At 41.1% G+C, this 13,610-nt stretch carries 10 protein-coding genes, 1 tRNA gene and 1 pseudogene; 3 read left to right on the top strand and 9 right to left on the bottom strand.

All coding sequences use genetic code 11. The features are described from left to right. Positions 1 to 38 precede the first annotated feature (38 nt). Positions 39 to 2,816: pseudogene (acnA, locus tag PWQ49_RS05615) on the top strand (aconitate hydratase AcnA). A 419-nt stretch (positions 2,817 to 3,235) separates the two neighbouring features. Here the strand turns inward: acnA and rtcA are convergent. From rtcA to PWQ49_RS05580, 7 genes are all read right to left on the bottom strand, one after another. Continuing rightward, a complete protein-coding gene (rtcA, locus tag PWQ49_RS05610) occupies positions 3,236 to 4,288 on the bottom strand; it encodes an RNA 3'-terminal phosphate cyclase (RefSeq protein WP_300608848.1) in 1,053 nt (350 codons plus the stop codon). A gap of 24 nt (positions 4,289 to 4,312) precedes the next feature. Next, the gene (locus PWQ49_RS05605) at positions 4,313 to 4,576 is read right to left on the bottom strand and encodes an RNA repair domain-containing protein (RefSeq protein WP_300608846.1); all 264 of its coding nucleotides are present in this window, start codon (positions 4,574 to 4,576) and stop codon (positions 4,313 to 4,315) included. A 275-nt stretch (positions 4,577 to 4,851) separates the two neighbouring features. Then, a tRNA-Leu gene (locus PWQ49_RS05600) sits at positions 4,852 to 4,939 on the bottom strand. 344 nt (positions 4,940 to 5,283) lie between these two features. Next, positions 5,284 to 6,189: an ornithine carbamoyltransferase gene (argF, locus tag PWQ49_RS05595; RefSeq protein ID WP_300608844.1), complete on the bottom strand. Its 906-nt coding sequence runs from the start codon at positions 6,187 to 6,189 to the stop codon at positions 5,284 to 5,286. Between the two features lie 23 nt (positions 6,190 to 6,212). Then, positions 6,213 to 7,517, bottom strand: coding sequence for a phosphoribosylamine--glycine ligase (gene purD, locus PWQ49_RS05590; protein ID WP_300608842.1), 1,305 nt, complete (start codon positions 7,515 to 7,517; stop codon positions 6,213 to 6,215). A 114-nt stretch (positions 7,518 to 7,631) separates the two neighbouring features. Then, positions 7,632 to 8,183 (bottom strand): orotate phosphoribosyltransferase, encoded by a 552-nt coding sequence (gene pyrE, locus PWQ49_RS05585; RefSeq protein WP_300608840.1) that lies wholly within the window; start codon positions 8,181 to 8,183, stop codon positions 7,632 to 7,634. 16 nt (positions 8,184 to 8,199) lie between these two features. Further along, the gene (locus tag PWQ49_RS05580) at positions 8,200 to 8,745 is read right to left on the bottom strand and encodes a CDP-2,3-bis-(O-geranylgeranyl)-sn-glycerol synthase (protein WP_300608975.1); all 546 of its coding nucleotides are present in this window, start codon (positions 8,743 to 8,745) and stop codon (positions 8,200 to 8,202) included. Positions 8,746 to 8,922: 177 nt separating this feature from the next. Between PWQ49_RS05580 and PWQ49_RS05575 the strand changes: the two genes are divergently transcribed. Both PWQ49_RS05575 and ccsA read left to right on the top strand, forming a co-directional pair. After that, positions 8,923 to 9,852 carry a cytochrome c-type biogenesis CcmF C-terminal domain-containing protein gene (locus PWQ49_RS05575; protein WP_300608838.1) on the top strand — a complete coding sequence of 310 codons (930 nt, stop codon included), beginning with the start codon at positions 8,923 to 8,925 and terminating at the stop codon, positions 9,850 to 9,852. Positions 9,853 to 9,855: 3 nt separating this feature from the next. After that, positions 9,856 to 10,890, top strand: a complete 1,035-nt coding sequence (gene ccsA, locus PWQ49_RS05570; RefSeq protein WP_300608836.1) for a cytochrome c biogenesis protein CcsA — start codon at positions 9,856 to 9,858, stop codon at positions 10,888 to 10,890. A gap of 88 nt (positions 10,891 to 10,978) precedes the next feature. Here the strand turns inward: ccsA and proB are convergent, their stop codons facing one another. Both proB and PWQ49_RS05560 read right to left on the bottom strand, forming a co-directional pair. After that, positions 10,979 to 12,109 (bottom strand): glutamate 5-kinase, encoded by a 1,131-nt coding sequence (gene proB, locus PWQ49_RS05565; RefSeq protein ID WP_300608834.1) that lies wholly within the window; start codon positions 12,107 to 12,109, stop codon positions 10,979 to 10,981. A gap of 35 nt (positions 12,110 to 12,144) precedes the next feature. Continuing rightward, positions 12,145 to 13,515, bottom strand: coding sequence for a glutamate-5-semialdehyde dehydrogenase (locus PWQ49_RS05560; protein WP_300608973.1), 1,371 nt, complete (start codon positions 13,513 to 13,515; stop codon positions 12,145 to 12,147). Positions 13,516 to 13,610 lie beyond the last annotated feature (95 nt).

Here is a 13,610-nt window from a genome sequence, read left to right as displayed (position 1 = left end):
TATGTCGGTCTAACACATGAAATTTTGCAGGTGTAATAATGATGAATGATAAATCCGACGCTTTTGGAGCAAAAGATACTTTCACATTTAATAAAAAAGAAATTACTATCTACCGTCTGAGCAAACTGGAAGAAGAAGGACTTTGTAATGTAGCCTCTCTGCCCTATTCAATAAGAGTTTTGCTTGAAAACCTTCTGAGAAATGTTGATGGGAACGTTGTAACCGCAGATAACGTAAAAAGTCTTGCAGGCTGGGCTGCAAACAATGTCCCACAAACCGACATTCCTTTTATTCCTTCAAGGGTAATCCTACAGGATTTTACCGGTGTACCTGCAGTTGTTGATATTGCCGCAATAAGGTCAGCCATGGCAAGGCTTGGAGGAAAGCCGGAGGAAATAAATCCTGTGATTCCAGCAGATCTTGTTATTGATCATTCCATCCAAATAGATTGCTACGGAAGCTGCAATGCACAGGAATGCAATGAGAAATAGGAATTCCAAAGAAACAGGGAAAGATATGAACTGCTGCACTGGGCACAGAATGCCTTTGACAATTTCCGTGTAGTTCCTCCTGGAAGCGGCATTATTCACCAGGTAAATCTAGAACATCTTGCAAAGGTAGTCCATTTTAAGGAACATAACGGCGAACTCGTTGGTATTCCGGACACCCTTGTGGGTACTGATTCCCATACTACCATGATAAATGGTCTGGGTGTTCTTGGTTGGGGAGTCGGTGGAATTGAAGCTGAAGCTGTAATGCTCGGACAGCCATACTATATGCCAATCCCCGAAGTTGTGGGCTTCAAACTTTATGGCGAATTACAGGAAGGCGTAACCGCCACTGATCTTGTACTTACCGTTACCCAGATGCTTAGGGAACACGGCGTTGTTGGCAAGTTTGTTGAATTCTATGGTCCCGGCTACAGAAAATTAACTCTCACAGACAGGGCAATTCTTTCCAATATGAGTCCGGAATACGGGGCAACCATGGGATTTTGCCCGGTGGATGATATTACTCTTGATTACATGCTGATGACAGGCAGGAGCCAGGAGCACGTGGAAATGGTCAAAGCTTACTGCATGAAACAGGGATTATTTGCATTGGCAGACGCACCCGATCCCGAATACACCTCCACGCTTGAGCTGGATATGAGTTCTGTCAGACCTTCTCTTGCTGGCCCAAAAAGACCACAGGACAGAATATTGCTTGAGAATATGCCTGCTAACTTCCACCAGACAATAAAAGACGTTTTTGCCATGAAAAGGGGTGGATGTTTTGAGGAAGATTCCGAATACAGCCGCTGGCTTGAGGAAGGAGGATATAGTGTAGTGGAAAAAACCCACGAACATCACAGTGGCATTTCAAAAATAAAATGTGAAGATGAAATTCCTTCCCTGTCACATGGTTCAGTGGTTATTGCTTCAATAACTTCCTGTACCAACACCTCAAACCCCGCAGTTCTCATAGGAGCAGGTTTAGTGGCTAAAAAAGCCGTTGAGCGTGGATTAAAAGTCAAGCCATTTGTGAAGACAAGTCTCGGACCTGGTTCACGGGTAGTGACCAAGTATCTTGAGGCTGCAGGACTTATGCCATACCTTGAAGCACTGGGGTTCCATCTTGTAGGTTATGGATGTCTTACATGTATTGGAAATAGTGGACCGCTTCGTGAATCCATCTCAAAGCAGATTGAAGATAAAGATTTGACCGTAGCTGCTGTCCTCAGCGGAAACAGGAATTTCGAAGGCAGGATTAGTCCATATGTCAAAGCCAACTATCTTGCATCTCCGATGCTTGTGGTTGCTTTTGCTCTTGCAGGTACTGTTGACGTTGATCTCACTTCTGAACCAATTGCCTGTGATCCAAACGGGCAGCCTGTATACCTTGAGGAAATATGGCCAACAAGTGCTGAAATTGAAAGCTACATCACTGAATACGTGAAACCGGAAATGTTTGAAGTGGAGTATTCTAACGTATTCAAGGGATCTGAACTCTGGAGAAAACTCGATGCACCCAAAGGATTACTTTATGATTGGAATACAGAATCTACATACATCCAGGAACCGCCATTCTTCCAGGAGTTTCCCATTGACATTGGTAACATGGGTGACATAAAGGATGCCAGGACACTTGTGTTTGTGGGTGATAGCATAACAACGGATCATATATCTCCTGCAGGACAAATTCCGCAGGATTATCCTGCAGGCAAATACCTTATTTCCAAGGGTGTCTCCAAAGAAAACTTCAATTCATACGGTTCCAGAAGAGGAAACCACGAAGTAATGATGCGTGGTACTTTCGGCAACGTGCGTCTTAAAAACAAACTTGTACCTGGTAAAGAAGGTCCATGGACAATCTATCTTCCCACAGGAGAGGAGATGTTCATTTACGACGCAGCCATGCAATACATGAAGAACAATATCCCGCTTGTAGTCATTGCGGGCAAGGAATACGGCACAGGCAGTTCACGTGATTGGGCCGCTAAAGGCACACAACTGCTTGGTGTAAAAGCTGTAATAGCCGAATCCTATGAGAGGATCCACCGGAGCAACCTTGTGGGGATGGGTGTTCTTCCATTACAATTCAAAGATGGTGAAAGTGCAGAAACCCTTGGTCTTAAAGGAGACGAAATATTTGACATCCTTGGTGTTTCAAATATACAACCCGGAGGGGAATTGCAGGTTGTGGCAAAGACTGCAGACGGCAGTGAAAAATCGTTTAATGTAGTTGTGAAACTCAATTCCAATATTGAAGTGGAATATTGTAAAAACGGCGGCATATTGCACAAGTTCCTGAGGGATAAGGTGAAAGGGGAATAATTCTCCCCCTTTCATTTTTTACTTTTCCCACTATTGGAAGGCACGATGTTCTTTGGTTGTACTTGATAACTCCAGTGGCAAAGCCGAGTTCAAAACCGTTGCTGCTATGATGGATTGAAAATACAAAATATCGAGGAACAACAGTATATAGCAAACTTCTCAAATAATTTATTCTATTGAGTGAACCCGTCATAAATCTCTTTGTAAATACCAAAGCGAGTAGTAAAATACATTTACAGTGAAATGTTTTTAGTATTTTATTTGATTTTGTAAATTATTTTAGAAAGTCTTTAATTGACCCTCATCGCTGAAATCACCAGCCACCCCATAAAGCAGCGGCCATAAGTCAAAGAAAACAATTAGATTGTGATTTTATGAACAAATGCATATAAGCTTTAAGCCACTTCACTACAAAAATATCAGCTTTGTTTTATAGGCTTGATTGATACCATTTTCAAACCGTTTTTTGTTTCAACTGAATACTCCACCTCGATGAATTTTGAAATTATGTCCATGTTTGTTCTCGCATGGCTGCTTAATGTATTTGTCGTAAATACGGATCTACCATCAGCCAATGCCATATAGGGCAGGAGCTGATCGCTTAAGAACACATCTACACTTGCACCGGAATCAATATATTCTGCAAGTTTTTTTGCTGTATTTAGACCAATAACTTCAGCTCTGACACCTCTTTTTCCGAGAGTGTCTGCACCAATTATGGCATTCTCAAAAATCGCCCGAAGGGTAACTCCTGAACCCGTGGAATAGCACTCTGAATAAGTTGCCTCAATATCTATTGGGACATCATACCGACTGGAGAGGTATTCCTGTGCACTTTTTGCTTCACGAGAAGAGACTTCTGCCTTTTCAAGATCTGATGATGAATGCGCTAGTCCATCGATTTTTAGCAGTTTTCCTCTTTCAGATAGATCAAGCGCCGCAAGTTTTCCATCTTTCAGGGTTTCGGCAGAAACATAAACTCTGGCACCTCCTTTTGGGTAATAACCATTTCTTTCAATGCGAATCGATATTTCATAACCCATTTCTGCAAGCATTGGACACAAGATGTTTTTAATATACACTAGAGGTGGACTCCATTTTCCATAAGTCCCACCGCCATTGATAGTGATATCAATTCTTCTCTGAAGTTTTGTCAGTGGAATCATGAGCCCCTGAAGCACAAGTCCGATGGACCCGGCGGTTGGAATATCTATCTGTATATCTTTTGATACAATTGACCCCGGAATAAATTCAAGTTTGGGAGAGCCGATAACTGCTCCTTTGAGATCTGCATCACAAAGTTCTGCAATCGCCTTTATAGCGGCTATGTGCTGAGCCTTTAATCCGGGTACTTTCCGTCTTGAACGTATATTTTCTATCTTCAGCGGGGTTCCTGTGACTGCAGAAAGAGCTACCGCAGTCCTTACAATCTGCCCACCCCCTTCTCCATGGGAGCCGTCTATTGTGATCATAATTTTGGAACTTCCAGTGACAAATTAGTCAGATTCTACTTTTTGATATATCGTTTTATCTTTGTATTTTATACGGAGTATTCTATGATAAGGTATCATAGTATCAGGGAAAATTGTAAAAAACATGTGCCCTATGTGCACGATAGCATCTCCAAAAACTGTTTTTGTATCTCCTGGTGCTCCTCGGTGAATATACTGTATGGTACACTTGCTTATATCAAGTCCTTCTTTCCATTTCAGCTCATTGAATATATCCCTGGGGCGTTTTGATTTTATTTCATCAATCACAAGATACCTTCCGAAAGATTTCATACGCAAAATGTACCTTAAAGTATATACCAAATACTTAAAATATCTAAGGAAATAGCCAATCTCATATTTAGCATCATTTTCCGTATTTACAAATAGTTTTTTACTATGGAATTAGATGATGATTAGATCCATGTAGAAAGTCAGGAAGGAAAGAGAGACTACATTCGATTTTACAACAGCCTATCCAATCAAACTAACAATGTGATAAAATTTGAGCAGTTGTCTTTTTAAGATTTGCCAAAAAAAACTTATGGTGCGAGGGAAGGGATTCGAACCCTCGAATTCCTACGAAACTAGGCCCTGAACCTAGCGCCTTTGACCTGGCTCGGCAACCCTCGCATTATGATGGCTATAGATAGCACTTGTGATTATTAAGGGTTTTGGTAATTTGAATGTGTAGAAGAAAAGGTGTTGGAGACGTGGAGCGTCCCCAACTAGCACTACTATCAATAAATAAGGATGACAGTTTTTGAGGAGGTTGTCGGTTGGAGGCATGGAGTACCTCCAACCATTTGGATCTAGTCTTGGAAAGACTTTATTGATCATATTCTTCTAGAATTATATAGCCTCTTTGGGAAGGATTTTGCACATAGGCACTTAAACTGACAAGGGTATTAAAAAAGTAGATAGGAATAAAAACCGTTATAATAATTGTAAAAACCTGAAAAAGAAAGAGATGGCAGTTATGCCATCAGTTTGAGAAGTAGCGCTTTCTGTGCATGCAGACGGTTTTCTGCTTCATCAAAAACTACTGAATGCGGACCGTCCATTACCTCTGCAGAAATCTCTTCACCTCTGTGTGCAGGCAAGCAATGCATAACAATTACATCGTTCTTTGCAACATCCACAAGGCTGGAATTTATCTGGTAATCTTTCAGGTCATTAAGCCTCTTCTCTCTTTCATCCTCATCACCCATGGAAACCCAGACATCAGTGTAGAGAACATCCGCATCGGTTGCAGCTTCCAGAGGGTCAGCCGTGATAAGAACTTCACCACCCATTTCCCTTGCCTGAGCAACGATGTTCTCATCTGGCTCATATCCCGACGGACAGGAAACAGCTATTTCCATACCCATCAGGGCACAACCAAGGATCATGGAATTACAAACGTTATTTCCATCACCAACCCATGCAAGTTTGAGGTCTTTAAGATGAGACTTGTATTCCATTATGGTCAAAAAATCCGCCAGAATCTGACAGGGATGTTCCTGATCCGAGAGTGCATTAATAACAGGAATTGTGGAATATTTTGCGAGTTCAGTAACGGTAGAATGGCTGTTAACCCTTGCAGTAATAGCTGCAAGGTATCGTGAAAGCACCTGTGCAGTATCTGCAATTGTTTCTCCTCTTCCAATCTGGAGATCCCTGTAGTTCAGGTATAATGCATGCCCCCCCAGATCGGCCATCCCGACTTCGAAAGAAACACGTGTTCTGGTAGATGATTTTTCAAAAATCATTCCAAGGCTTTTATTTTTGAGAAGGTCTGTAACCTTGCCCCGCGCACGTTTTTCCTTGAGGTCCAATGCCATTTCCAGAATTTCCATGATTTCACCATGGGAAAGGTCGGCCATTGAGAGCAGGTGTTTCATCTAATCAACCCCATGAGTTTATCTCAGTATCCCCTAATTTCTTTCATGTGATTTATTTTCTTTTTAATCAATGCTTCTGTCCCTATATCACTTCTATAATGTAGGTCACCAATGATGTTCTCAATTCCTTCCTGTGCTATGCGTTCTGCTTTCTTGATAGTATCTGCAATACCAACTACCGCAGCGGATCTGGATCTGGTAGTGAAGATCTTTCCATCCATCTCATAAACACTTGAATAGAACAGAATTGCATCGCCCATGTCCCCAAAAATAATTTCCTTGTCAGCATCGGGGTCATCAGGGTATCCTGCAGGCACAACGTATTTGCAAACTGTTGCTTTCTTTGCAAATTTGACATCAAGAGATCCAAGTTTGCCATTTGCAATCGCATCAATCACATCGATCATATCAGTTTCTAGAATTGGTAATACATTCATAGCTTCGGGGTCCCCGAAACGTGCATTGAATTCAATAACTTTAGGTCCATTTTTTGTAAGAATGAATTGCCCATAAAGAATTCCCTTGTAACACACTCCTGTAACATCTTTAAGTGTTTTGACAGTCTGTTTCATGATCTTCTTAGCTATTTCCAGATCATCAGCAAGCATAAACGGAAGTATTACATCGGCATCCGAGTATGATCCCATTCCACCGGTATTAGGTCCGAGATCGTTTTCAAAAGCACGTTTGTGATCCTGTACACATGGGGCAAAAGCAAGGTTTTCGCCGTCAACAAATGCCTGTAGGGTAAATTCTTCACCCTCAAGTTTTTCCTCAATTACCACCTCGCCTTTTTCAAGCATTTCTTTTGCATACTCATAAGCTTCGTTTGTATCAGCCAGCTGATCTCCCATGATCTTGACACCTTTGCCGCCGGTAAGGCCGGCAGGTTTCACAGCTACATCCTGAAGCTTCTCAATAAATTCCTTTAGCCCTTCATCATTTGAAAAAACCCTGTATTCCGGGCAGCCATCGATATTGTTATCCCTCATGAAATTTCTTGCCCAAGCCTTATCAAACTCTATACGGGCAACTTCCTTCTTCGGACCGACCACAGGGATTCCTGCCGATTCAAAGGAATTGGAAAGACCGACAGACAGAGGGGCTTCCGGTCCAATAATCGCAACATCAATTTTATTTGAAGTGGTATATTCAACCACCCACTCAATGTTTGTTTCTTTTTCAAGCAGGAAATCCTTGCATAACCTTGCAATCCCAGGGTTTTGTTTTGCCATCACCGCATAGATTTCCGGATGCTTCGGACTTCTGGCAATAGCTTCTGCAATGGCATGTTCTCTCCCTCCGCCACCGATAACAAGAACTTTCATATATAAACCTCGTTTCCAAAAAAGTTTGTCAGATAGATTTCAATAGACAGGTTCTCAGACTTTAATAGAATAGTAGATTCCTAATACACAATAAATAGTTTCCGATCTATGTTTTCACATCTTACCGGCTGCTTTTTCAAGAATACGGGATGCTCTGACAAGTGGAACAAGTTTGATGCCCCTAGCTCTCAGAGACTCCATTGCGCCTTCTTCCCGATCAACTACAGCAACCACTGTATTTACAACAACACCTTCACTTCTGAGTACATCGACTGCGTCTATAACCGATCCCCCACTGGTGGTAACATCTTCTATTAGAACTACAGTTTCTCCCTTTCTCACATCACCTACAAAGCGCCCTCCGGTTCCGTAACCTTTTTCAGATTTCCTGATCAGGAGCAATGGATATCCTGTTATCAGTGATACGGCAGTTGCAAGAGGTACACCCCCAAGAGCCACTCCTGCGATCCTATCGACCTGCATACTCCTTATTTTTGCGGAAGCCATTTCCGAAATAAGCTTCAGGACTTTGGGGATGGAAGTTGCCTTTTTGATATCAATATAATAGCGACTCTTTTTCCCGGAAGAGAGGGTAAAGTCCCCATACCGAATTGCTTCGCAGTCCCTGAGGGTATCAATCAAATGATCTTCTGTGTATTGTTTCATGTTTAAAATCTCCCTTTTACCATGGTTCTTTCTTGATTCCCATCATGTACCCGATTATGTTTGTTGTAATGTGAAGCAAAGGAGTTACTATAATTGTGGCCAGTACTACGGATAAAGTAAAATTGCTGAAGAACCAGACAGGACTTGTAATACTCGTAAGTAGCCATGCTCCCGCAACGAAATCAAGCTGGTCAACTCCGGGCAAAGGAGCACCTCTTTTCTTTCCAAGCCTTCGCTTGACAAAACTCATAGCCATGTCCCCCAGCAATGAACCAATTGCAAGGGAAGCTGTGACTACAAACGCCGAGTATGTTGAATCACCAAACGACGGAAGATCAATTCCAAAAATCTGCAGATCTCCCATCCAAAAAAGAATCATTCCCAGAATAATCCCACAGAGGGAGCCGGCTACAAACCCGCGAATGGTCTTTCCATCACCCAACATCCTGTTCCCGTCAGCCATTATCCGGCCTCCATCGATAGGTCTGCCTCCTCCAAAAAAAGCAGCACATGGGCTGGGAACGTATGCAGGTAACATTAACCAGAGTGCAATAACAACTATATCCAGCGTATTATCAGTCCTTAATCTTTGGTTCCAATATAATGGCTCTTTATTAAGTATTTTCCATACGAATTCAGTCTAACTGAAGAGTTAAAACAGCAAAGAACCACTTCATGGGATTGTTATATATACTTAATCCCCCCTAATTCCAGTTTCAGATTTGAAGAAGGGATGCATTTGAAGCTTGATTTTAATTTATTATCAAAAGACAATCTTGTATCTGCAACAGTCTTTTCATTTGCTGTGCTCGTGGTATTGCTCACAATTGGAATGCTCACACCCCTTGTTATAAAATTAACAAGTGGCATGGAGATAAGCATGAGTGCTGAGTATTTCAACCTCCGTACAGCACCTTTTGCGATCCTACTTGTTTTGCTGCTCTCTGCCTGTATCCTTGTGGAAAAATATTCACAAAAACAAGTTTTTATGTTTGTCGGAGGTGAGGTTATAGCATCCCTATTATTTTTACTTGCTTCACCTACCGGAGATTGGAAAACAGATTTGGTTCTTCCAATGTTTATAGGCACTGTTTTAGTTGTATTGTATCGATTAGTCAAAATTATAAATGAGAGATCAGGAAAGGTACTTTTAAGAGGAATTGGAGCTCATGTCATCCATATCGGTATATTGCTGATAATATTTGGAGTAATTGTAAGTTCCACAATGAAAATTGAAGAATCTGCAATACATATGGAGAATATTGAAAGCTCATTTGAAGATATAGATTATAGTATAATGGTCACCGACATGACTTCAGATTATGAGGGCAATCCTTACAGAGAGTATCCGGGATCGTCATATATCACACATGTCGAATTTGACGTTTACAAAAATGGCGCTTATTTTGATTCGGGAACTCTGGATTACGTCACTGATATCAAATGGCGGCAGACATACACAACTACTTACATCAACCGGGGATTATTTGAAGAGCTTTTCATAGCTCCTCGCGCATTGGATGAAAAAAACAATAAAATTGATCTTTATGTCAGGGTTGTGCCATTCATTACATTTGTCTGGGCCGGAAATCTAATGATGCTTTTAGGTATGATCATATTACTTGCCCAAGGATTGCTGCCAAAAGGAAAGAGTCATGGAGGAAAATGAAAAATGAATTTCGGTATGGTTTTTATATGGGCTTCATTTATCTTTGCATTTGGAGCAGCACTATTATCCACTCCTTTTAAGATTAAAAAGATTAATCTATCATATAAATTTGAGATAATGTCCTTTTTATTTATTTCACTTACCTGTATGCTTTTTCTATATTACCTCTACAATGTAGAGGCTTCTTACACCTATGTATATCAACACTCAAGCCTTGATCTTGGGTGGTATTACCGTTTGTCTGCTATGTGGGCAGGGCAACAAGGCTCGCTTTTATTGTGGTCATGGGCACTCAGTTTCATATTGCTGATCATGAGGTACACCTCGCAAAATCGGTCTGAAATGGTGGAATATACACGAACAATATCTCTTTTTATATTATCTGTATACCTGTTGATATTGGTATTGGATAATCCTTTTGCAGTATATTATGTAAAAGCCCAATCAATAGCCATATCGAATTGGAATCCCTTTGTCCATGCTTATCACCTTCAGGATGGTCAGGGCCTAAACCCATTGCTCCGTAATCCATGGATGGCTGTCCATCCTCCTGTCCTATTCATCGGATATGCAGCTTTCACAATTCCATTTGCAGCTACTATTTCTGGCATGCTTTTAAATGACGATGGTTGGAAAAACATTGCCGGTGATTGGATGAGAGTTGGATGGCTTTTCCTGACTGCAGGAATAGGTCTAGGAGGATTCTGGGCTTATGAAGTCCTCGGTTGGGGCGCATGGTATTGGTCATGGGATCCGGTTGAAACATCATCCTTGATTCCATGGCTTGCTTCGACAGCTTTCCTGCACACCCGATACAGTAAAAAAGAAAAGTTCACTTTTACAGCCCCATTACTTTCGACCTGTTCATTCATACTGGTAGTTTTTGCTACTTTTGTAACCAGAAGTGGAATGTGGGCATCTGTACACTCATGGCAGGATTTTACAGCCGAAAGCTTGCTCATAGGTTTATTTCTGTTGACAATCATAGTTTCAAGCACTTATCTTCTTACAAGAAAGTATTTTGAAGAGCAAAACTAAGTGGTTTTATATTTTGAATACTACAAAAAAAGTTATTCAGTTGTTATATTCACAGGAGCTAACCGGGAATATTGGTTCGCATAACGGTTTAACTCTGAATTAATGCGATGTTTTCCTTTTTCACAACATGGTCATAATTTTTGTACCCCAGAATATCAGCAATCATATTTGTGTGCTTACCCTTGATTTTCTGGAGTTCATCGGATGTGTAATCCGTTATGCCCTTTGCGAAAATTTTGCCATTGCAGTCAATTTCCACAATATCTCCACGATCGAAATTTCCGACAATATCAATGACTCCTGAAGGAAGCAAACTCATCCTATTTTGAAGTGCATTGCAAGCTCCTTCATCTACTATAATTTTTCCGGCGGAACGGGCAAGCAGAATCCACCTTATCCTGTTTGAATGTACTTCCTTATCTGCTACAAATAACGTTCCAATATCTTGCCCATAAATGATATTCAAAATTACGTCTTTAACCTGACTATTTGCAATGATCATATGACAGCCTGAAAGGTTACATATTTTGGCGGCTTCAATTTTTGTTCTCATGCCACCGATTCCTTTAGTACTTGTAGGACTTCCTCCATAACTCTCAATTGTAGGAGTGATTTTCTCAACCGTCTTCAATAATTTTGCATTCGGATTCCTTTTAGGATTCTTATCATAAAGGCCATCAATATCAGAAAGTATTATGAGCAGGTCAGCTTCGATTTTGCTGGCAACCATCGCGGAAAGTTTGTCATTATCTCCAAGAGTTGCTTCAATTTCATGGACGCAGGTAGGGTCATTTTCATTTATGATGGGTATAACCCCAAAATCAAGCAGTGCGGATATACTGTTACGTAAATTCAGGTAAGTAAGCCTGTTTGTAAAAGATTCATATGTAAGCAGAATCTGGGCGACGTTCAGACCATATATCCTGAAAGCTTCCATCCATTTCTGCATAAGGATGCTTTGTCCAACTGCTGCTGCTGCCTGGCGCATGGGAATTTCTCGAGGCCTTGAGTTAAGTCCCAGAATCTCTATGCCAGTTCCAATGGAACCTGAGCTGACCAGTATTACCTGTCTGCCTTCCTTATGGAGTCTGGATACCTGAGAAGCCACCTGTTCCATAAAATCAGTGTCGAGACTACCATCTTCCCTGCTAATAGAAGTAGTCCCTATTTTAACCACAATTTTTTGTACGTCTCCCAGTAATTCTTTCCTGTCTGTCAATTGTGCCGGCTCCTAGGTAATGTAAGTAATCTGATTTACAGTACATACTCAATTTTTGAGTTCAATTCATTATGTGTATAACTCTTTGCACCTGGACCACTGTAATCGGCAACTTTATCACCATTTCCTATAAGAATATACTTGTAAATAACAAGACCCTCCATTCCCACAGGACCCCTTGCATGTATCTTATTTGTACTTATTCCAACTTCAGCACCTTTTCCATATCTGAACCCATCAGCAAATCGAGTGGATGCATTAATCATCACACTTGACGAATCCACAAGTGCTGCGAAGTCCTTCATCTTCTGCTGGTTTTCTGTGACAATTGCATCGGTATGATGTGATCCATATTTGTTAATGTGATCAATGGCTTCTCTCATGTCGCCTACAATTTTAACTGAGAGTATCAAGTCATTATACTCAGTATACCAGTCTTCATCAGTAGCGTTTTTTGCGGAAATTGCTTCCTTGCGGGCAATATCCATTGACATCTCATCAAGTCTTAGTTCAACGCCCGATTCTGCGAACTTTTTAAGCATTGCAGGCAAGAACTCACCTGCAATGCCGGAATGTACCAGCATTGTTTCCATGGCATTGCAGACTGCTGGGTACTGAACTTTTGAATCAAAGCACACATCAACTGCCTTTTCAAGGTCCGCTTCATTGTCGACATATACGTGACATATGCCATCAGCATGACCCAGCACAGGTATCTTAGTATTCTCCTGTATATATTTTACAAACGCATTGGAACCACGTGGAATAAGTAAATCGATGTAGTCATCAAAAGAAAGAATGTCCATTACTTCTTCCCTTGTTTCCATTAACTGGAAAGCCTCTTCAGGAATACCTTCCGTGTTTTTGATAGCATCTTTGAGTATATTGAAAATTGTGCGGTTGGAATAGAGGGCTTCGCTTCCTCCCTTGAATATTGTTGCATTCCCACTCTTCAGGCAGAGTGACATTACCTGTGGAACAACATCAGGCCGTGATTCAAAAATAACCCCTATCAGACCTATGGGACAGCTGACCTTGTAGAGTACAAGCCCTTTATCAAGCTCAAGGCACTGCAAGGTTTCACCGGTTGGATCATTAAGTTTTATTACATCCTTTATTCCGGCAATCATGCTATCAATTTTATTGTCATCTACCTTCAGCCTATCAACAAGTGCCTGTGAAAGTTTGTTTTCCTGAAGCATCTTCCCGGCCATTTCCAGATCCTTTTTGTTTGCTTCAAGTATCATGTCCCTGTTTTTACCGAGTGCATCTGCCATATTTTCAAGTGCCTTATTTTTGATGGCAGTACTTACACTGGAAAGACTAATAGATGCGTTTTTTGCTTCAATGACTTTACTTTCAATATCAATGGTCATGATTACCGCCTGCTTATAGGGATTGTGAATAGAATGGTCATAAACAGATAAAACTATCGGGTAATGATAAGGTACCCCATGGGATTAATAAAAAACAGATATGCAGGTGCAAAAGCACCTGCAAT

Source organism: Methanohalophilus sp. (assembly GCF_030156785.1).
Taxonomy (GTDB): Archaea; Halobacteriota; Methanosarcinia; order Methanosarcinales; family Methanosarcinaceae; genus Methanohalophilus.
The sequence above is the reverse complement of the archived record's forward strand: the minus strand, read 5'-3'. Positions and strand labels throughout refer to the sequence as shown.